22 protein-coding genes and 3 tRNA genes are annotated in these 19,695 nt (G+C 61.2%); 14 read left to right on the top strand and 11 right to left on the bottom strand.

Going from position 1 to position 19,695, the window contains the following annotated elements; all coding sequences use genetic code 11:
* The first annotated feature begins 40 nt into the window (after positions 1-40).
* From ACR0JN_RS01380 to ACR0JN_RS01365, 4 genes are all read left to right on the top strand, one after another.
* Positions 41-1,840, top strand: a complete 1,800-nt coding sequence (locus tag ACR0JN_RS01380; RefSeq protein WP_480883655.1) for a sensor domain-containing diguanylate cyclase — start codon at positions 41-43, stop codon at positions 1,838-1,840.
* A gap of 38 nt (positions 1,841-1,878) precedes the next feature.
* Positions 1,879-3,039, top strand: a complete 1,161-nt coding sequence (locus ACR0JN_RS01375; protein WP_480883653.1) for an alpha-hydroxy acid oxidase — start codon at positions 1,879-1,881, stop codon at positions 3,037-3,039.
* A 121-nt stretch (positions 3,040-3,160) separates the two neighbouring features.
* Complete coding sequence (locus ACR0JN_RS01370) at positions 3,161-6,598, top strand: pyruvate carboxylase (RefSeq protein ID WP_480883651.1); 3,438 nt, start codon at positions 3,161-3,163, stop codon at positions 6,596-6,598.
* A gap of 75 nt (positions 6,599-6,673) precedes the next feature.
* On the top strand, positions 6,674-7,057 hold the full coding sequence (locus ACR0JN_RS01365) for an MAPEG family protein (protein WP_480883649.1): 384 nt from the start codon (positions 6,674-6,676) through the stop codon (positions 7,055-7,057).
* A 26-nt stretch (positions 7,058-7,083) separates the two neighbouring features.
* Here the strand turns inward: ACR0JN_RS01365 and ACR0JN_RS01360 are convergent, their stop codons facing one another.
* The gene (locus tag ACR0JN_RS01360; protein WP_480883647.1) at positions 7,084-7,233 is read right to left on the bottom strand and encodes a hypothetical protein; all 150 of its coding nucleotides are present in this window, start codon (positions 7,231-7,233) and stop codon (positions 7,084-7,086) included.
* 145 nt (positions 7,234-7,378) lie between these two features.
* Here ACR0JN_RS01360 and ACR0JN_RS01355 point away from each other — a divergent pair.
* The 3 genes from ACR0JN_RS01355 (at position 7,379) to ACR0JN_RS01345 (ending at position 8,511) form a co-directional block, all read left to right on the top strand.
* Positions 7,379-7,453, top strand: a tRNA-Gly gene (locus tag ACR0JN_RS01355).
* Between the two features lie 33 nt (positions 7,454-7,486).
* Positions 7,487-7,561 (top strand) — tRNA-Gly (locus ACR0JN_RS01350).
* A gap of 83 nt (positions 7,562-7,644) precedes the next feature.
* Positions 7,645-8,511, top strand: coding sequence for a GNAT family N-acetyltransferase (locus ACR0JN_RS01345; RefSeq protein WP_480883646.1), 867 nt, complete (start codon positions 7,645-7,647; stop codon positions 8,509-8,511).
* On the opposite strand, the gene ACR0JN_RS01340 is transcribed toward ACR0JN_RS01345, so the two are convergent.
* A complete protein-coding gene (locus tag ACR0JN_RS01340; RefSeq protein WP_480816581.1) occupies positions 8,508-8,747 on the bottom strand; it encodes an Lrp/AsnC ligand binding domain-containing protein in 240 nt (79 codons plus the stop codon). The genes ACR0JN_RS01345 and ACR0JN_RS01340 overlap by 4 nt on opposite strands.
* A 154-nt stretch (positions 8,748-8,901) precedes the next feature.
* Between ACR0JN_RS01340 and hisB the strand changes: the two genes are divergently transcribed.
* Positions 8,902-9,489 (top strand): imidazoleglycerol-phosphate dehydratase HisB, encoded by a 588-nt coding sequence (gene hisB / locus ACR0JN_RS01335; RefSeq protein WP_480883644.1) that lies wholly within the window; start codon positions 8,902-8,904, stop codon positions 9,487-9,489.
* An 88-nt stretch (positions 9,490-9,577) separates the two neighbouring features.
* Positions 9,578-10,216, top strand: a complete 639-nt coding sequence (hisH, locus tag ACR0JN_RS01330; protein WP_480883642.1) for an imidazole glycerol phosphate synthase subunit HisH — start codon at positions 9,578-9,580, stop codon at positions 10,214-10,216.
* A 4-nt stretch (positions 10,217-10,220) separates the two neighbouring features.
* Here hisH and ACR0JN_RS01325 read toward each other — a convergent pair whose 3' ends face one another.
* A complete protein-coding gene (locus tag ACR0JN_RS01325; protein WP_480883640.1) occupies positions 10,221-10,622 on the bottom strand; it encodes a DUF2147 domain-containing protein in 402 nt (133 codons plus the stop codon).
* Positions 10,623-10,756: 134 nt separating this feature from the next.
* Between ACR0JN_RS01325 and hisA the strand changes: the two genes are divergently transcribed.
* Complete coding sequence (gene hisA, locus ACR0JN_RS01320) at positions 10,757-11,476, top strand: 1-(5-phosphoribosyl)-5-[(5-phosphoribosylamino)methylideneamino]imidazole-4-carboxamide isomerase (RefSeq protein ID WP_480883638.1); 720 nt, start codon at positions 10,757-10,759, stop codon at positions 11,474-11,476.
* Position 11,477: 1 nt separating this feature from the next.
* Here the strand turns inward: hisA and ACR0JN_RS01315 are convergent, their stop codons facing one another.
* Positions 11,478-11,924 (bottom strand): DUF302 domain-containing protein, encoded by a 447-nt coding sequence (locus tag ACR0JN_RS01315; RefSeq protein WP_480883636.1) that lies wholly within the window; start codon positions 11,922-11,924, stop codon positions 11,478-11,480.
* A 121-nt stretch (positions 11,925-12,045) separates the two neighbouring features.
* Between ACR0JN_RS01315 and hisF the strand changes: the two genes are divergently transcribed.
* The 3 genes from hisF (at position 12,046) to ACR0JN_RS01300 (ending at position 13,758) form a co-directional block, all read left to right on the top strand.
* Entirely contained in the window at positions 12,046-12,807 is a 762-nt protein-coding gene (gene hisF / locus ACR0JN_RS01310; RefSeq protein ID WP_480883635.1) for an imidazole glycerol phosphate synthase subunit HisF, read from the top strand.
* Positions 12,804-13,121, top strand: a complete 318-nt coding sequence (locus ACR0JN_RS01305) for a phosphoribosyl-ATP diphosphatase (protein ID WP_480883633.1) — start codon at positions 12,804-12,806, stop codon at positions 13,119-13,121. Before hisF ends, ACR0JN_RS01305 begins: the two co-directional genes overlap by 4 nt.
* A 73-nt stretch (positions 13,122-13,194) precedes the next feature.
* Entirely contained in the window at positions 13,195-13,758 is a 564-nt protein-coding gene (locus ACR0JN_RS01300) for a hypothetical protein (RefSeq protein WP_480883631.1), read from the top strand.
* On the opposite strand, the gene ACR0JN_RS01295 is transcribed toward ACR0JN_RS01300, so the two are convergent.
* The 4 genes from ACR0JN_RS01295 to rlmB all read right to left on the bottom strand — a co-directional run bounded on the left by ACR0JN_RS01295 (position 13,755) and on the right by rlmB (position 16,053).
* Positions 13,755-14,231 carry a CoA-binding protein gene (locus ACR0JN_RS01295; protein ID WP_480883629.1) on the bottom strand — a complete coding sequence of 159 codons (477 nt, stop codon included), beginning with the start codon at positions 14,229-14,231 and terminating at the stop codon, positions 13,755-13,757. The genes ACR0JN_RS01300 and ACR0JN_RS01295 overlap by 4 nt on opposite strands.
* A 197-nt stretch (positions 14,232-14,428) precedes the next feature.
* Positions 14,429-14,881 carry a YHS domain-containing (seleno)protein gene (locus tag ACR0JN_RS01290; protein ID WP_480883628.1) on the bottom strand — a complete coding sequence of 151 codons (453 nt, stop codon included), beginning with the start codon at positions 14,879-14,881 and terminating at the stop codon, positions 14,429-14,431.
* A gap of 107 nt (positions 14,882-14,988) precedes the next feature.
* Positions 14,989-15,267, bottom strand: a complete 279-nt coding sequence (locus ACR0JN_RS01285; RefSeq protein ID WP_480884346.1) for a hypothetical protein — start codon at positions 15,265-15,267, stop codon at positions 14,989-14,991.
* Between the two features lie 12 nt (positions 15,268-15,279).
* Positions 15,280-16,053 (bottom strand): 23S rRNA (guanosine(2251)-2'-O)-methyltransferase RlmB, encoded by a 774-nt coding sequence (rlmB, locus tag ACR0JN_RS01280; protein ID WP_480883626.1) that lies wholly within the window; start codon positions 16,051-16,053, stop codon positions 15,280-15,282.
* 115 nt (positions 16,054-16,168) lie between these two features.
* Between rlmB and ACR0JN_RS01275 the strand changes: the two genes are divergently transcribed.
* Positions 16,169-16,252: transfer RNA gene (locus ACR0JN_RS01275), tRNA-Tyr, on the top strand.
* Positions 16,253-16,417: 165 nt separating this feature from the next.
* On the opposite strand, the gene ACR0JN_RS01270 is transcribed toward ACR0JN_RS01275, so the two are convergent.
* The 3 genes from ACR0JN_RS01270 to ACR0JN_RS01260 are packed head-to-tail and all read right to left on the bottom strand — an operon-like array spanning position 16,418 to position 19,694.
* Complete coding sequence (locus tag ACR0JN_RS01270) at positions 16,418-17,920, bottom strand: mannitol dehydrogenase family protein (RefSeq protein WP_480883624.1); 1,503 nt, start codon at positions 17,918-17,920, stop codon at positions 16,418-16,420.
* Complete coding sequence (locus ACR0JN_RS01265) at positions 17,920-18,693, bottom strand: L-iditol 2-dehydrogenase (protein WP_480883623.1); 774 nt, start codon at positions 18,691-18,693, stop codon at positions 17,920-17,922. The genes ACR0JN_RS01270 and ACR0JN_RS01265 overlap by 1 nt, the downstream gene beginning before the upstream one ends.
* A complete protein-coding gene (locus ACR0JN_RS01260) occupies positions 18,690-19,694 on the bottom strand; it encodes an ABC transporter ATP-binding protein (protein WP_480883621.1) in 1,005 nt (334 codons plus the stop codon). The genes ACR0JN_RS01265 and ACR0JN_RS01260 overlap by 4 nt, the downstream gene beginning before the upstream one ends.
* Position 19,695 lies beyond the last annotated feature (1 nt).

Genomic DNA, 19,695 nt, shown 5'->3' with positions numbered 1-19,695 from the left:
ATTTTTCAAAGAAAACCCCCGACCTTGTGGGCAGGAGCATATGGGGATTGGTTCGGTGGACGGTCGAAAGAAAGAAACTCTGGGGCGTGTCTTTGTACGTCTGATCACGGGCGCGGGCCTGTTGTGTGTTGTCGGGCTTGCCGGGTGGATCTCGGTCAAAGGGGCCGATCCGCTGGTCGATCGCATGATCGAGGCCGAGGTGCGGCACCGGGCCGAGGTCTGGGAAAGCCATATCTCGGTGCTGATGCCCGATTTTCAGCTTGAGTTCTCGACCGGCCAGATCAACGCGGATGAGGCCACCATCCTCAAACGGTTTCTGGGGGCGACGGATGTGTTCCGGATGCAAGTCTATGATGCGACCGGGCGCGCCATCTGGTCCTCGGCCGGACCGCACAGCCACGCGCCCGCCCTGACGGTCGACCGCCGCGACGACACGCTGAAAGGGCGTATTTTCTACGCGCTGTCGCAGCAATCCGCGCTGGAGGTGCTGCATGCCGAGACCGCCGCGCTCAGCCGGTCGGACCAGACCCGGGACGTGGCCGAGACGGTGGCCCCGGTCACCAATGGCGGGGCCTATCTGGGCGCGGTGCAGTTCTTCACCGATGTCAGCGACCTGCGGGTTGCGCTTCTGGGGCAGATCCGCCCGCTGCTGGCGCTGGTCGGTTGCCTGATGATCGGCACCATCCTGACGGTTGCGGCGGTGGTGTTTCGCAGCAACCGGCTGCAGCTGCGCGGCCTGAAAAACCGCGCGATCAAAGAGCGGGAGCTGATGGACGATCAGTTGCGGCTGGCGCGCGAGGTGCGCTTGCTGGGAGAGTTGAATGAATGGCTGCAATCCAGCCGGTCTCTGGATGAGCTCTTTGATATGGTGTCACGTTTCATGACCCATATCCTGCCCGAGGCCGAGGGCAGCGTGTATGTGTACTCGAACTCGCGCGATGTGCTGGATGGCTGTGCCAGTTGGAATGGCGGGTCGCACAAGGCGCATATCCACCCCGAGGGGTGCTGGGGCCTGCGCCGCGGGCGGACCTATGAATTCGGAGCGTCCGAGATTGATTTCGTCTGCGAACATGCCGAACCGCATGACGGGCGGCCCTATTTCTGCTTCCCCATTCTCGCCCATGGTGAAACGGTGGGCTTGCTGCATCTGCGCGCGCATGAAGGCAGCGGCACGGCGTTTCACGACAGCAAGAAGCTGGCGCGGCTGTGCGCGGAACAGATCAGCATGGCAATTGCCAATGTGCAGATGCGCGATCAGTTGCATGACCAGTCGGTGCGCGACCCGCTGACCGGGCTGTTCAACCGTCGCCACATGACCGACACGCTGCGCAAATCGATTAGCCGCAGCCAGCAGACAGGCGCCGCGCTGAGCTTGATTGCGGTGGATGTGGATCATTTCAAGAAATTCAACGACACACACGGCCATGACGCGGGCGATATGGTCCTGCGGGCGGTGGGCTCGGCACTGGAACAGGGCTGCGATCGGGATGAGATCGCCTGCCGCATCGGCGGGGAAGAGTTCATGCTGATCCTGCCCGACAACAGCCCCGACGACGCCATGACCCGCGCCGAGCAGCTGCGGCAGGCGGTCGAGGCGGTCTCGGTCCGGTATGGCGAGAAGTCGCTGCCGCGCATCACCATCTCGGTCGGGGTGGCGCACTATCCGGTGCATGGGGCGATGCCGCAGGATTTGATGCGGGCCGCGGATGATGCGCTGTATGCCGCCAAGGACAAGGGGCGCAACCAGGTTCAGGTGGCCAACGGATCGGGCCCGGAAGACCAAGCCAAGACCCATGAAAACGTGGCAACAAAGACCCGGCCTCCGGCGTCTGCCGCCTGAGACCTTGCCGAATCGCGGTGCAGGTCGGATCAATCCCCATGGACCTGCACAGTGTTTATCCCGGTATCGCAGATTTGAAGCGCCGCGCGCGGCGCAGGTTGCCTCGGTTTGTCTGGGACTACATTGACAGCGGAACCGGGGCGGAACAGGCCCGGCAACGAAATCGCGATGCGTTGGACCGGGTCGGGTTCACACCATCGATCCTGCATGGCGAACTGGATTACAGTACCAGGGTGCAGTTTTTGGGACAGGATTATCCCCTGCCCTTCGGCATTGCACCGATTGGCATGTCCGGGCTGGTCTGGCCGGATGCAGAAGGGCATCTGGCGCGCGCCGCCAAATCGTCGGGAATTCCCTATACCTTATCCACCGTCGCCAGTCAGACACCCGAGGATCTGGCCCCGCATATCGGTGAGGACGCCTGGTTTCAGCTTTATCCACCGCGAGACCCGGAGATACGCACCGACATGCTGCGCCGGGCCAAAGAGGCCGGGTTCCGCACGTTGGTTCTGACGGCGGATGTTCCCGTGGCCTCACGGCGTGAGCGGCAAACCCGTTCGGGCCTACGGCAGCCGCCCAAACTGACGCCCCGCCTGCTGGCCCAGATTGCCCTGCGCCCGGCCTGGGCCATCGGGATGGCGCAAAGCGGGGTGCCGCATATGCGCACGCTGGACAAATACATCGACAACTCGGTGGATCTGCCCCCGACGGCGCATATCGGATATCTGCTGCGCACATCTCCGGACATGGACTATGTCAAGTGGTTGCGGGACAACTGGGAAGGGCCCTTCATAGTCAAAGGCGTTTTGCGCGCCGAGGATGCCGACAGGCTGAAACAGGCTGGAATTGACGCCCTGTGGATATCGAATCACGGTGGGCGGCAATTTGACGGAGCTCCGGCAAGCATCGACGTCCTGCCCGCAATCCGTTCGGCCACGGACCTGCCCCTGATCTTCGACAGCGGCGTCGAGGGCGGGCTGGACCTTCTGCGCGCCTTTGCGCTGGGGGCGGATTTCGTCATGCTGGGCCGAGCGTTTCTGTATGGGCTGGCGGCGCTGGGGCAGCATGGGCCAGCACATGTTACAGATATCCTGCGTCAGGATATCCTCGCCAATATGGGCCAATTGGGTGTTCAAACCTTGGAAAAGATGCGCTGCCCGGACATCAGGATTGATGCTGCAGCGCAGCGTGTGTATTAAGCTTGCGCATATAAGCGGCGTTTGCGAGCGGTAACATGCCGGTTCTGCCCAGAAGAACCCTTGTACCTGCGCGTATTGTCCGCCCACCAATACGGCCAAACTAACAGGACCGGGACGAGAAATGACTGACTTCAAAAAGATCCTGATCGCCAATCGGGGCGAGATTGCCATCCGCGTCATGCGCGCCGCGAATGAGATGGGCAAACGCACCGTGGCTGTCTTTGCCGAAGAAGACAAGCTGGGCCTGCACCGGTTCAAAGCGGATGAGGCTTATCGGATTGGCGAAGGAATGGGGCCGGTTGCCGCCTATCTGAGCATTGATGAAATCATCCGTGTCGCCAAGGAATGTGGCGCAGACGCGATCCATCCCGGCTATGGCCTGCTGTCAGAAAACCCCGATTTCGTGGACGCCTGTGTGCAAAACGGCATCACCTTCATTGGTCCCAAGGCCGAAACCATGCGCGCGCTTGGCGACAAGGCCAGCGCGCGGAAGGTGGCAATTGCCGCTGACGTTCCGGTCATCCCCGCGACCGAGGTTCTGGGCGATGACATGGATGCCATTCGCAAAGAAGCCGCCGAGATCGGCTATCCGCTGATGCTGAAAGCGTCCTGGGGTGGCGGTGGGCGCGGCATGCGCCCGATCCTGTCGGAAGACGAATTGGAAGAAAAAGTGCTGGAAGGCCGCCGCGAGGCCGAGGCCGCCTTTGGCAACGGCGAGGGCTATCTCGAAAAGATGATCACCCGCGCCCGCCATGTTGAGGTGCAAATTCTGGGCGACAAACATGGTGAGATTTATCACCTCTATGAACGCGACTGCTCGGTCCAGCGCCGCAATCAAAAGGTGGTTGAACGCGCCCCAGCCCCGTATCTGACCGACGAACAGCGGACCGAGATTTGCGAACTTGGCCGCCGCATCTGCGCCCATGTGAACTATGAATGCGCAGGCACGGTAGAGTTCCTGATGGATATGAACTCGGGCAAATTCTACTTCATCGAGGTCAATCCCCGGGTGCAGGTGGAACATACCGTCACTGAAGAAGTCACCGGCATCGATATCGTTCAGGCGCAAATTCTGATCGCCGAAGGCAAGACCCTGGCCGAAGCCACCGGCAAAGCCAGCCAGGACGACATCCGCCTGAACGGCCACGCCCTGCAAACACGCGTGACCACCGAGGACCCGCTGAACAACTTCATCCCCGATTATGGCCGCATCACCGCCTATCGCTCGGCCACCGGCATGGGCATTCGTCTGGACGGCGGCACCGCTTATGCGGGCGGGGTAATCACCAGGTATTATGACTCGCTCCTGACCAAGGTCACCGCATGGGCTCCGACCCCCGAAAAGGCCATTGCGCGGATGGACCGCGCGCTGCGCGAATTCCGCGTGCGCGGCGTTTCCACCAACATCGCCTTTGTCGAGAACCTGCTGAAACACCCGACTTTTCTGTCGAATGAATACACTACCAAGTTCATCGACGAGACGGCAGACCTGTTCCAGTTCAAGAAGCGCCGCGACCGGGGCACCAAGGTTCTGACCTATATCGCCGACATCTCGGTGAACGGGCATCCTGAAACCAAGGACCGCCCGATGCCCCGGCCGGACCTGAAAGAGGCCAAGCCCCCAGCGTTGAAGGGTGAGCCCAAAATGGGCACCCGCAACCTGCTGGAGCAGAAGGGCCCGCAGGCCGTGGCCGACTGGATGAAGGCGCAGCGACAGTTGCTGATCACCGACACCACAATGCGGGACGGCCACCAGTCGCTGCTGGCAACCCGGATGCGCTCGATCGACATGATCAAGGTCGCGCCCAGCTATGCGGCGAACTTGCCGCAGTTGTTCAGCGTTGAATGCTGGGGCGGTGCGACCTTTGATGTGGCCTATCGGTTCCTGCAGGAATGCCCGTGGCAACGCCTGCGCGACCTGCGCGAAGGGATGCCGAACCTGATGACCCAGATGCTGCTGCGCGGGGCGAACGGGGTTGGCTATACCAACTATCCCGACAACGTAGTGCAGGAGTTTGTCCGTCAGGCGTCGCAGAATATCGATGTGTTCCGCGTCTTCGACTCGCTGAACTGGGTCGAGAACATGCGCGTGGCGATGGATGCGGTGGTCGAGAACGACAAGATCTGTGAAGGCACCGTTTGTTACACCGGGGATATCCTCGATCCGGATCGCGCCAAATATGACCTGAAATACTATGTCGGCATGGCGAAGGAACTGCGCGACGCAGGCGCGCATGTGCTGGGTCTGAAAGATATGGCCGGTCTGCTGAAACCGGCCTCGGCCCGCATCCTGATCCGGGCGCTGAAGGAAGAGGTTGGCCTGCCGATCCACTTCCACACCCACGACACTGCAGGCATCGCCAGTGCCACCATTCTGGCGGCCTCCGAGGCGGGTGTGGACGCGGTGGATTGCGCGATGGACAGCTTCTCGGGCAACACCAGCCAGGCAACGCTGGGCACGGTGGTCGAGGCCCTGCGCCATACCGAGCGTGACACCGGATTGGACATCAAGGCGATCCGCGAGATCAGCGATTATTTCGAGGCCGTGCGCGGCCAGTACGCGGCGTTCGAATCCAGCCTGCAGGCCCCGGCCTCCGAGGTTTACTTGCACGAAATGCCCGGCGGCCAGTTCACCAACCTCAAGGCACAGGCGCGGTCCTTGGGGCTTGAGGAACGCTGGCACGAGGTCGCTCAGATGTATGCGGACGTGAACCAGATGTTCGGCGATATCGTCAAGGTGACGCCCTCATCCAAGGTTGTTGGTGACATGGCGCTGATGATGGTCAGCCAGGGCCTGACCCGCGACGATGTTGAGAACCCGACGACGGACGTGGCCTTCCCTGACTCGGTCGTCGATATGATGCGCGGCAATCTGGGTCAGCCTCCGGGCGGGTTCCCTGACACGATCATCCGGAAGGTGCTGAAAGACGAGGTTCCCAACACCGAGCGCCCCGGCAAGGATGTCGCGCCGGTCGATCTTGAGGCAACGCGCGCCGATCTGTCCAAGCAGATGGAAGGCAAAGAGGTCGATGACGAAGACCTGAACGGCTATCTTATGTACCCTAAGGTGTTCCTGGATTACATGGGCCGCCACCGGACCTACGGCCCGGTCCGCACCCTGCCCACGCGCACCTTCTTCTACGGCATGGAGCCGGGCGAAGAGATCACCGCCGAGATCGACCCCGGCAAGACGCTGGAAATCCGCTGTCAGGCCATTGGCGAGACCGATGAGAAAGGCGAAGTCAAAGTATTCTTCGAACTCAACGGCCAGCCCCGCGTGATCCGGGTGCCGAACCGTCTGGTCAAGGCGTCAACGGCGCAACGGCCCAAGGCCGAGGTAGGCAATCCCAACCATATCGGCGCGCCGATGCCTGGGGTTGTGGCCACCGTGGCCGTGACCGCCGGTCAGGAAGTACACGAGGGCGACCTGCTGCTGACCATCGAGGCGATGAAGATGGAAACCGGCATCCACGCCGAGCGTGACGCGGTTGTCAAAGCCGTCCACGTGCAGCCGGGCGGCCAGATTGACGCCAAGGACCTACTGGTCGAACTGGAGTGACCGATCTAGTTTAATGACTGATCTGCGGGCCGTCCGGACATCCGGGCGGCCTGTTTCGTGACCAGGGAGGGAAAAATGCTGTCGATCACTCCGATCTACGCCGCGCTGCTGGCGATCATCTATGTCGGCCTCAGCGGCTGGGTCATCAATACCCGGCGGAGCCACAAGATTTCCTATGGCGATTCTGGCGATGCTGCGATGCTCAAGGCGATGCGGACCCATTCCAACTTTGCCGAATACGCGCCCTTCGCGCTGCTGCTGATCGCGATGGTCGAGTTGCAGGGGGCCGGCGGCCTGCTGGTGAACCTGCTGGGGTTGTGCCTGTTGGCCGGGCGGCTGTGCCATGCCTATGGGTTTGGCAAGACCCCTCAGGTCGTCATTCTGCGCCAGATCGGCATGGTGCTGACCTTCACAGCCATCCTGATTGCAGCCATCATCAATCTGGTGATGGCGCTCTGAACGATGGTCGGTCGGGTGGCAGGGTATCACCCCGCCAGACGCCCGGACATCACCGTACTCGCCGATTGCCACAACTGAACGTTGGCCTCCGGTTCCGGCACAACATGGGTCACAATCGCGGCGACGGCCATCAGAATAGCCAAGGTCGCGATTTTGAATGTCTCTTTGTTTTTCACCTGTCACCTCGAACTTTTTAGCCCTGTCTAGAGGTTCAACGCAGGTCCGGCTGAATTCCGTCGCAAGAAAAGAAATTTTCCTGCAGGTGCGTTTTCCGCTTGCAGGCTTGCGTGGGACTTTATAAATCCCTCCTCACTCAACGGCGCGGGCGTAGCTCAGGGGTAGAGCATAACCTTGCCAAGGTTAGGGTCGGGCGTTCGAATCGCCTCGCCCGCTCCATTGAGAGGTCTTTGGACCGACATAGTATCTGATGCGGGCGTAGCTCAGGGGTAGAGCATAACCTTGCCAAGGTTAGGGTCGGGCGTTCGAATCGCCTCGCCCGCTCCAGATACCAACCATTCCCGAACATGCTGGTTCTTTGCTGAGCGTTGCGCCATGTTGATTGCAACGCAGATTGCAAGGCTACGCTCATGTCGGATTATGTCATTCGCCCCCTCACCGCCACCGAAGTGCAGCACGCCGTCGATTGGGCGGGCCGCGAGGGGTGGAACCCGGGTGTCCACGATGCCGAGTGTTTTCGCCCAACGGACCCCGAGGGGTTTCTGGGCGGATTTCTTGAGGACGAGATGATCGCCTCGGTCTCGGCGGTGAATTATGACGATGCGTTCTCGTTTCTGGGGTTCTACATCGTCAAGCCCGAGTTCCGCCATCACGGCCACGGGCTTGAGATCGCAGGCCATGCGCTGGCCCATTGCAAGGGCCGCAATATGGGTCTGGACGGGGTGGTCGAGCAGCAGGACAATTATCGCAAATCCGGGTTTACCTTTGCCTATAACAACTATCGTTTTGGCGGAACCAAACGCGGGATTCTGGCCGCGCTTGGGGCGCAACCGTCGGCGCAGGTCACGGCGCTGGACGGGCTGTCGGACGATCTGGCCGCCTATGACCGGCAGATGTTCCCGGCCCCGCGCGACATCTTCCTGCGCGACTGGCTGAGCGCGTCCCGCCATGCCTCGCGCGTGTTTGCCGAGGGTGGGGTGATCAGGGGCTATGCGACCCTGCGCCCCTGTCAGAGCGGGTACAAGATCGGGCCGTTATTTGCGGATAACGCCGAGATTGCGCAGGCCCTGCTGGCCTCGGTGCTGCAAGCCATCCCCGACGATCACGCCGCGCATGACGTGTTCATCGACATGCCGCAGCCCAACGCCGCCGCCTTTGCGCTGGCGGATGCGCTGGGGCTTGAGAAGGTGTTCGAAACCGCCCGGATGTATTCCGATCATCAGCCGGATATCGATCTGGACCGGATTTTCGGCGTGACGACGTTTGAGCTGGGCTAGAACGCCTTGAAGGTCATCGTGGTCAAGGATCGTTCGATATCCGGAATCACCAGCAGGTTTTCGTTGATGTAATGACCCACATCTTCGGTCTCGGGGATGTAGAGTTTCAGCAGCAAGTCATATTCGCCGCTGGTGGAATAAAGCTCTGAGTGGATCTCGCGCAGGGCTATGTCTTCGGCCACCTTGTAGGTAGAGCCGGGTTTGCAGCGGATCTGGATGAAAACGCAGGTGGACATGGGCCGGACCTTGTTGATTTGAGTTGCCCGCAGGCTGGCACGGGGCGGGCGCAGGTGCAATCCCCTGCAACAGTTTGCGGCGAAGGCTGAAACCGGTCTGGATAGGCCGCCCGTCCGCGTCTATAAGCGCCCCTGTAGCAAAAGGAATTCGCCCATGCGCAGCGCTCAGATCAGCCGTCAGACCGCCGAGACCGAGATCTCGGTTCAGGTCAATCTGGACGGCACCGGCCAGTATGACAACGAGACCGGCGTCGGGTTCTTTGATCACATGCTGGACCAGTTGGCGCGTCATTCGCTGATCGACATGACGATCCGGGCCAAGGGCGATTACCACATCGACGATCACCACACGGTCGAGGATACCGGCATCGCGCTGGGTCAGGCTTTGGCGCAGGCTTTGGGCGACAAGAAGGGTATCCGCCGGTACGGAGAATGCCACCTGCCCATGGACGACGCACAGGTGCGCTGTGCGCTGGACTTGTCGGGGCGTCCGTTCCTGATCTGGAATGTGGACCTGCCGACGCAGAAGATCGGCAGTTTCGACACCGAACTGGTGCGCGAGTTCTTTCAGGCGCTGGCGACCCATGGCGGCATCACCCTGCATATCGACCAGTTGCACGGCTTCAACAGCCACCACATCGCCGAGGCCGCCTTCAAGGCCGTCGCCCGCGCGTTGCGCGACGCGGTCGAGACCGACCCGCGCAAGGCGGATGCGATTCCGTCGACCAAGGGCGCTTTGTAGGTTGTTGGCGTGAGAGGCGCTGCCCCTCTTGGCCTTCGGCCAATTCACCCCGCCGTATTTGGAACAAGAAGAAGAACTGGGCCGTACCATGCTGACTGCGATCATTGATTATGAGTCGGGCAATCTGCACTCGGCAGAAAAGGCGTTTCAGCGCATGGCGCGTGAGGTCGATGCGGGCGAGGTTGTCGTGACCTCGGACGCTGATGTCGTGGCGCGGGCGGACCGTTTGGTGCTGCCTGGCGACGGGGCTTTTCCAGCCTGCGCGGCAGAGTTGCGGGGCCACAAGGGCATCTATGATGCGATGGTCGAGGCGGTCGAGCAGAAAGGCCGTCCGTTTTTGGGCATTTGCGTTGGCATGCAGTTGATGGCCTCGAAGGGCCATGAGTATGCCGAAACTGATGGACTGGGCTGGGTTGCCGGGGATGTGGTTCGGATCGAGCCGTCAGATGCTGCGCTGAAGGTGCCGCATATGGGCTGGAACGATCTGGTGCTGGAAAGCGACCATCCGGTGTTCGGCGGCGTGACATCCGGCGATCACGCCTATTTCGTGCATTCCTACCATTTCCGCGTCACCGACCCGGCGCAGCGGCTGGCTTATGTGGATTATGGGCAAGAGGTCACGGCCGTGGTCGGCCGCGACACGATGGTTGGGATGCAGTTCCACCCTGAGAAAAGTCAGGATGTGGGCCTGCGGATGATCGGGAATTTCCTGACCTGGGCCCCCTAAGCGGTTACTGAATTCGCGTCCAGGTTTGCCCTTTGCAGATCAGACCACCCGCGACACAGCCCTTGACGGTCAGTTTGTTCTGGCCATCCAACGTCATTTTTGACGTGTAGGTCTTGTCGTTGTCCGGGTTCCATATCTTGCCGTTGTCATAGGTCCCGTCGCCTTCGGGAATCATGTCCCAGATGAGTTGCTTGCCCAAATTGGGGTAATCCAGCACCTCATTGCCATCCTTATCAAAGGCGGTATCGATGGTGCCACAGATTGCGCTGCCGCATTCCGAGATGGTTACGTGTACAAATCCACCCGAGTCGCCCGGCCCGACTTTCCAAAGGCCATCCACCGGATCATCCGCAATGGCTGCAGTGGCCATCGCGGCAAACGCTGCGGCAAGAGTAATAGTCTTCATAGTTTTCTCCCTGTATTTCCGGCCAGTCTGGCCTGCGGTTGGGCACCGGGCAAGACTGACTTTGCGTCGCGTTGCGCCCCTGCCCCGCCTGTGCGATATCGCCGGCGTGTAACAGTGATATAGGGCCGCCCGACATGATCCTCTACCCCGCTATCGATCTGAAAGACGGCAATGCCGTGCGCCTGCTGCGCGGTGAAATGGACAAGGCCACCGTCTTTAACGAAGACCCGGCGGCGCAGGCCCGCGCCTTTGTCGAGGCAGGGTGCGCGTGGCTGCATCTGGTCGATCTGAACGGAGCCTTTGCGGGGGAACCGGTCAATGCAGCACCCGTCGAGGCGATATTGAAAGCCTGCGACGTGCCCGCACAACTGGGCGGCGGCATCCGCGATATGGCGACGATCGAGACCTGGATCGACAAGGGGCTGGCCCGGGTCATTCTGGGCACCGTCGCGGTCGAGAACCCCGATCTGGTGCGAGAAGCGGCCCGCGCCTTCCCGGGCAAGGTCGCCGTCGGCATTGACGCGCGCAACGGCTTGGTCGCCACCAAGGGCTGGGCCGAGGAAACCGACGTGCAAGTCACCGATCTGGCGCGCAGCTTCGAGGACGCAGGCGTCGCGGCGATCATCTACACTGATATCAACCGCGACGGCGCGATGCAGGGCCCGAATATCGAGGCTACGGCGGCGCTGGCGCAGGCGGTCTCGATCCCGGTGATCGCATCGGGGGGCGTTAGTTCGCTGGACGACCTGATCGCCCTGCGCGATTGCGGCGTCGCGCTGGACGGCGCGATATCAGGCCGCGCGCTGTATGACGGCGCGATTGACCTGGCTGAGGCCATTCGCGCCCTGAGCTGAGTTACTGCGCGGCAGCACCGGTCAGTTTCGCCAAAGCACCGCGCATTTTCTCGATGACAGGGGATTTCTCGACCTCGTCAAGCTCATCCATCGTCTCTTTCGGGTCTTCATAGGCCAGCCAGACCTGACCATCTGCGTCCTGATAGGCCTGCACTTTCAGCGGCAAGAACAGCCCGGCGCGCGGGTCGATCTGCATGGCGGGGGTGCCCAAAGCCGGGTTGCCGAAGATCAGCACCTGATTGGGCGGGATCGGCGTGCCAACCTTTTCGGCCCCTGCTGCATGGTCGATGCGGGCAAAGACGGTCGCGCCCGCATTGCCAACGGCGGCTTCCAGCGCGTCCAGCGCCTCGACCACGGATTTGTTTGTCTGGACCTTGATGATGTCGTCAGCCATGGCGGACAGGGTGCCTCCGATTGTGAAGAGTGATGCCAGCAGAAGATGTCGCATAACAGAATTCCTTTTCGTGAATTTCACCTCTAATTTCCATGGCTTCGCGGCAGATCACAATCACAAGTCTGGCATCGGCGGGGCTTTGCCGGTAGAGGTGCCCCCGAACAAAGGACACATCATGCTGAAAACCCGCATCATTCCCTGTCTGGATGTCGCCGATGGCCGCGTGGTCAAGGGCGTCAATTTCGTCGGCCTGCGCGATGCGGGCGATCCGGTGGAATCGGCCAAGGCCTATGACGCCGCCGGCGCGGATGAGATCTGTTTCCTGGACATTCACGCGACCCATGAAAACCGGGGCACCATGTTCGACGTCGTCCAGCGGACGGCGGAACAGTGCTTTGTGCCGCTTACCGTAGGCGGTGGCGTGCGCACCAAGGATGACGTGCGCGCCTTGCTGCTGGCGGGGGCGGATAAGGTCAGCTTTAATTCGGCCGCCGTGGCGAACCCGGATGTTATTGCCGAGGCCGCAGACCAGTTCGGCAGCCAGTGCATCGTCTGCGCCATCGACGCCAAGACCGTCAGCCCCGGCAAGTGGGAGATTTTCACCCATGGCGGGCGCAAACCCACCGGCATTGATGCGGTGGAGTTCGCCCGGACCGTTGTGGCCAAGGGTACGGGGGAAATCCTGCTGACGTCGATGGACCGGGATGGGACCAAGGCGGGGTTCAACCTGCCTCTGACCCGTGCGATTTCCGACGCGGTTGACGTGCCGGTGATCGCCTCGGGCGGCGTGGGCACTCTGGACCATCTGGTCGAGGGTGTGACCAAGGGCGGGGCGAGCGCGGTGCTGGCGGCCTCGATCTTTCATTTCGGCGAATACACCATCCGCGAGGCCAAGGAACACATGGCCGCCGCTGGCATTCCGATGAGGCTGACATGAGCATCCTGCACGATCTGGCCACCACGATTGAGGCCCGCAAAGGCACTGACCCGGACTCTAGTTGGACCGCCAAGCTGCTGGCCAAAGGCCCCGAGAAATGTGCAGAGAAATTCGGGGAAGAGGCCATCGAGGCGATCATCGAAGCGGTCAAAGGAGACCGCGATAAGCTGACCTCGGAAGCGGCAGACGTGCTCTATCACCTGCTGGTCATGCTGGCCGCGCGCGACGTGGCGCTGGATGATGTGCTGGCTGAACTGGCCCGTCGGCAGGGCACCAGCGGGATCGCCGAAAAGGCCGCCCGCCCAAAAGGATAAGCGGCAGGCTTTCGTCAAACCGCCCTGCCCTCTATGATCGGGGCTCGCGGTTCAAAAGGCAAAGGGCATCGCAATGATCAGAGCTTTGGCGCTAGTGGTGGCCCTTGCCCTGCTGGGGGCATGCGCCACGCCGCCGCCTCCAACCGGGGATGAGGTGCAACGACTGGCGGTTGAGATTCGCGACCTTGGCCCGGGCATTGATCCCGAGGAAGCGGACCGTGCTGCCCGCATCGCCTATGCATATACCGCGCAACTGGTGCAGGAATACGAAATCACCGACCCGCCGCTGATCCACAATGCCAAGGTCAACAATGGCCTGCGGCCACGGGGCCTGTGCTGGCATTGGGCCGAAGATATCGAACGGCGCCTGAGCCAGGAAAACTTCGACACGCTGACCCTCCACCGCGCCATCGCCAACGCGGACAACCCGTTCCGCATCGACCACAGCACCGCCATCATCAGTCGCAAGGGCGACTCGATGTACGAAGGCGTGGTACTGGACCCATGGCGCTATGGGGGGGTTTTGCACTGGTCACCGCTGGCCGAAGACACCCGGTATGATTGGGTACCGCGTGACGTTGTTCTGGAAAAGCGCCGTCAGGAACAGGTAGCGCGGCTGAAGCCTTACGAGGGTTAAGTCTGCAGCTTTGAGGATATGATCCCGGTGCTGAACCCGCCCATCCGCAACTCTCCGAACAGGCGCTGATATTCGATCTTGGGACACCGATTCATGACCACATCGACGCCTCGCGCCTGCGCCGTGGATGCTGCCCCGTCATGTTCGACGCCGATTTGCATCCAGATCGTCTGCAAGTCGGGAAAGGCCTGCAGCGCCTCATCGACAATGGGCGGGACCGCTTCGGACCGGCGGAAAATATCCACCATGTCGACCGGCTCACTGATCGCGGACAGGCTTTCCCGAACCGTCTGACCAAACAGGTCCTTGCCCGCATGACCGGGATTGACGGGAATGACCGTGAACCCTTTCAGCGACAGATACCGCGCCACGTAGTAGCTGGGCCGCACCGGGTTCATCGACACGCCGACTACCGCTACGGTTTTGGTGCGCGTCAGGATGGTTTTCAGGAACTCGTCGGAATACTCAGGCATGGCCGCATCCTAAGCACTGTCCCGAAAAGAAAAAAGCGCCCAAGATACCTTGGGCGCCAGTTGTTGGAACGAGGGACAGTGAAATGACCCGCGGCAGTTCCGTTCCGCGGTCACTGTGACATTTAGGCATAATTTGGGCGAAAAAAAGAGGGGGTGCGCATTTTTGTGATGACAAGTCACGAAAAGCGGAGATTCGCCTACTCGGCATACAGGGCCGACGGCCAGTTTTCCTCGGCCATGTGGATGTATGCGGCGCGATCGTCCTGCCACATCTGCTCGATCTCGGGCGAATGCGTCAGGTACAAGCGCCCATCCACAACCTGCCACGCCTGTGGGTCGGTGCTTTTGAGCATCCCATAGGCCATGGCGTAGGAACAGTATCCCCCGAACTGAGGCGCAAAGGCGCGCGGGTTGCCCTCGAACAACTCCCGGTTCTCCTGCGACGCGAAATGCCATTCGGCTCCTTTCCACGTCACCGCAATTTCGGGCTGCCCCCTGACCGGAGTATCGCCGCTGAAATAGGACACAGGATCGTACCCGTCCATCGCGGCCCCTTCGGACGCGAAGTAAACAGGGACATCCTGCGCAAAGGCCGCAGAACCAAGGAAAAGGGCGAATAGCGCGCCGGAAAGAGAACGTCGGGTCAGCATAACAAGTTCAGAATCACGATATCAGGCCAACAAACTGCAACTTTTTAGGCTGCATTAAACCCCCGTTAACAGGGTTGTGAACGCTTTTTGACCCCGCCCGATTCTGTTCAGTCAAAGATATCTTCGACCACGTCCCAGGCTTCCTCCATCGCGCGCGACCAAAGGCTTTTCTTCTTCTTTTTCTTCTTGGGTTTTGGCCTTCTAAGCCCAACGCCTTCCACATATTGCGGGCGTTCAGCCACCTTTTTCCGAGGCAGCATCTTCAGGTCATGCAAGGGCGCGCCGCAATTGGAACAGCTTAGCTCGTGCCGTTCCTTGCCTTTCAAAACCAGCGCGGCGCGGGTCCCGCAATAGCAGCAGGTGGCGATTTTCTTGGGGCTGGGAATGGCGACCTCCTGTTACCTGTGTCGGGATGCATATAGGGCGATTGCCGCCGCGTTTGAGACGTTCAGCGACCCGAACCCTCCGGCTGCGTCAATTTTCACCAGATGATCCACGGTTTCTTTGGTCTTCTGCCGCAACCCGGGCCCCTCCGCCCCCAGCACCAGCGCCACCGGGCGGTCGCGCTGGTCGCCCAGAGTGGTTTCGATGGTCTCATCGGCCTCGCCATCAAGTCCAAGAACCAAGAACCCCATGTTCTGCAGTTCGACAATGGCGTCCGCCAGATTGCGCACCCGCAGATACGGCTGACGTTCCAACGCGCCGCTCGCGGTTTTGGCCAGCGCCCCGGTCTCAGGCGCCGAGTGGTGGCGGGTGCCAATCACGGCACTGGCCCCCAACACCTCGGCCGAGCGCAGAATCGCCCCCACATTATGCGGATCGGTCACCCGGTCCAGCAGAATGATCCGAGGGTGTTCGCGCCCGATGCAATTCTCGGCCAGCCCACCCCAGTCCAGCGGCTTGACCTCAAGCGCGGCCCCCTGATGGACTGAGCCCGGATCGATCGGAGCGGTGAATTTGCGCGGATCGACCATTTCCGCTTCAATCCCCGCAAAATCAATGGCATCAGCCAGTTTATCCCGCGCATTGCGGGTCACGATCAGGCGCAATTTCTGCCGTTTCGGGTTCATCAGCGCGTCGCGCACGGCGTGGAGACCGAACAGCCAGACGGTCTCTGCTGCGGCAGCTTTGCGCGCCTGTTCCTTCTCGACGACCCACTTGGGTTTCTTCATTTCAAGGCCTCCGGGCCGGGAATTCGGTTTCCTGCGCCAAAGCGAAATTTTCCTGTTGACGCTCCTTTGGTGCGCTAGTAATCACGCCTCCACGTCAGGTGCAACGCCTGACAGTGGGCGACAGGCCGCAAGGTGTGGCAGGGGACTGTAACTCCCTCGCGGAGACGCACGCCTGGTTCGATTCCAGGGTCGCCCACCATTCTTCACGCAGCTTCGATACAAGAATGTCGTTTTATGGCGGCCGCAATCGCACTCGGCTGCGTCAAAGCACGCTGCCTGCCGCTCGTTGAAGCGTTGGAAGATACCGCCTGTGCGATCAATCAAGTGCGTGCGCGGCCTGCGCAGGAGGGTTAAGGCCGGTCCGTCAGTGAGCCTTTTGCAGGTATCTTTCGATTACTGCCCGACAGCCATCCCGCCAAATCTCGGGCAGCCACGTCGCGAACGCCTTAGCAAAACGGGCATCGCTTTCCAATTCGCCGTAAAGGTTTGTTCCCGCCATCCAAGCCTGCGGGTCCTGTTTGGCGGCCTGTGCTGCAGCCTGCAAATCGGCCCACATCGGATCATTGGGCGCGATCTCGCTTCCGTCCTCTCGCACCCCGACACACATCCGGGCCCAGAGCGCTTCGGCCAGGGCCAGTCCGGTGACAGAGGCCCCGGCCGCCAGCCCATCGCGCAGCGATGGCAGCAGGAAACCCGGGTGGCGGGCCGAGCCGTCGAAGGCGACGCGGCGGGTTGTGTCGTGAATGGCCGTATTCGCAAAGCGGCGTTCGACCAGCTTCAGGTAGTCTGACGGAGGCATACCCGGAACCGCCTGAACATACGGCGCGATTTCGTCGATCTGAACCTTGCGGAAAAACCCTGAGATTCCAGCATCCTGCATGCAGGCCGAGATAGTTGGGACGCCTAGAATCTCCCCAGCATTGGCCAGAAGCTGATGGCCGCCATTTAGAATGCGCAGCTTCATCGCCTCATAGGCGTGGACGGAGTTCGTGACCGTAACTCCGACCTCTTCCAAAGGTGGCCGCCCGGCGCAGAAATCATCCTCGATAACCCATTGGCGGAAATTCTCATGCGTGACCGGTGCCAGATCATCGATACCCAGATCCCGGCATTGGGCAAAGACCTGATCCGTGGTGGCGGGCACGATGCAGTCCACCATCGAGTTCGGGAAGGCCCCGTTTTCCTCAATCCAATCGGCGAGATCGGGGTCCGACAGCCGGGCGAGGCCGAGAACGCATTTGCGCAGGATCACCCCGTTGCCCTGCAGGTTGTCGCAGCTCATTGCGGTGAAGGGCGGCAGACCCGCAGAACGGCGCAGCGTCAGAGCCGCCACGATGGCCCCGAACACCGTCTTGGGCTGTCGGGGGTTTTGCGCGTCATGGCGGATGTCTTCGTGATCGGTGTCGAATTCACCTGAATTGGCGTCCAGATAATAGCCGCCCTCCGTCACGGTAAGCGACACGATCCGGATGGCCGGATCGGACATCTGGCGGATCAAGGTGTCGTTTCCGGCCTCAATCGGCAGATAGTCGATCATCGACCCGGTGACTTCGGCTGAGATGCCCGCCGGGTCCAGTTCGATCAGGGTCGTCAGACAATCCTGCCGGATCAGCTTGTCCCGCATCCCGGCGTCATAGGCGCGCACGCCTGCGCCGATGATGGCCCAGTCCTGCGCCCTGCCTTGCTGCATCAGTTGATGGATGTACCAAGCCTGATGGGCGCGGTGGAAGTTGCCCAGACCGATATGGACGATGCCCGGCGTCAGGTCCTCGCGCCGGTAGCGCGGCGTTTTGACGGTCGCGGACAGATCGGACAACCGGCTGCGCCCCAGCCTGATCGGAGTATGTACGTGCGCCGCCGGTGTCATCAGCTCATCCAGTTTCCGCCATCGACATTATAGGTTTGGGCGACGATGTAACGGGCCTCGTCCGATGCCAGAAACACCGCCATCCCGGTCAGGTCGTCCGCGCGGCCCATGCGCCCATAGGGCACCGCCGCGCCAACTTCGCGCTTTTTTTGCCCCGGCTGCTTGCCCTCGTGTTTTGCAAAGAACGCATCGACGCCATCCCAATGCTCGCCATCCACAACGCCCGGAGCGATGGCGTTCACGTTGATCCCCTGCCCAATCAGGTTCAGACCCGCCGATTGCGTCAGCGAGATTACAGCCGCCTTGCTGGCGCAGTAGACCGCGACCAAGGGTTCCCCGCGCCGCCCTGCCTGCGAGGCCATGTTGATGATCCGCCCTTTGACCTTGTGGTCGATCATGTGACGCGCGACCGCTTGCAGCGTGAACAGGGTGCCCGCGACGTTGATGTCGAAGACGCGCTGATAGTCGGCGCGGTCGATTTCTACGATTGGCGCGGCGGTGAAAATCGCCGCGTTGTTGATCAGAATGTCGATGGGCCCAAACGCGGCAGCCGTTTGCGCGACCGCCCGGTCGATGCTGCTTTGATCAGTCACGTCCATCTCGACGGCCAAGGCGGCCTCGCCGATTTCAGCAGCCGCCTGTTGCGCCCGGTCGATGTCGACATCACCAAGCGCTACACGTGCGCCTTCGGCAACGTAAGCTTTGGCAAAAGCCAGCCCGATGCCACGCGCGGCACCTGTGATAAGGGCGGTTTTGCCGGCCAGCCGCTTCATTCGATCCTCAGCCCTTGCGCATCAAACCGGTGGATGACGTCCGCGCGCGGGGTCAGGTGAATGCGATCTCCGTGGCGGAAACCGACCTCGCCATCAGCCCGGACTGTGATGGTTTCGGCCAGACCGGTTTCGTGGACGTGGAAGAAGGTGTCGGACCCCAGATGCTCAGAGACGCTGACAACCCCGGACCACTCACCCTCGCTTTCGGAGACAGCAATGTGCTCGGGGCGTATGCCGATGGTATGCGCGCCGTGTTTCGCGGCCTCTTCACCCTCGATGAAGTTCATCTTTGGCGAGCCGATGAAGCCCGCGACGAACAGGTTGCGCGGGGTGCGATACAACTCCAGCGGGCTGCCGACCTGCTCGATCACACCGGCCTGCAGGACCACGATTTTGTCGGCCATGGTCATCGCCTCGACCTGATCGTGAGTCACGTAGATCATCGTGGTTTCAAGACGTTCGTGCAATTCGCTGATCTCAAGCCGCATGCCCACGCGCAGGGCGGCGTCGAGGTTTGACAGCGGCTCGTCAAACAGGAACGCGGCCGGTTCGCGCACGATGGCCCGACCGATGGCAACCCTTTGGCGCTGACCGCCTGACAGTTGACCAGGGCGGCGGTCCAGATAGTCGGACAGGTTCAGGACACTGGCCGCCCCTTCGACGCGTTTGTCGATTTCGGCCTGATCCAGCTTGGCCATGCGCAGCGGAAAGGCGATGTTCTTACGGACAGACATGTGCGGATACAAGGCGTAGGACTGGAACACCATCGCCAGCCCCCGCTTGGCAGGTGGTACGTCGGTGGCATCCGCCCCGTCAATGTCGATGGAGCCTGAGGTGATATCCTCCAATCCCGCGATCAGGCGCAGAAGCGTGGATTTACCACAGCCCGAGGGGCCGACGAAGACAGTGAACTCGCCATCTTCAATGGTCAGATCCAGAGGGGGAATGACCTGTACGTCGCCGAAGCTTTTGGTCACGGACTTGAGTTGAATGCGTCCCATG

This window comes from Ruegeria sp. G12, from assembly GCF_056533565.1.
The sequence above is the reverse complement of the archived record's forward strand: the minus strand, read 5'-3'. Positions and strand labels throughout refer to the sequence as shown.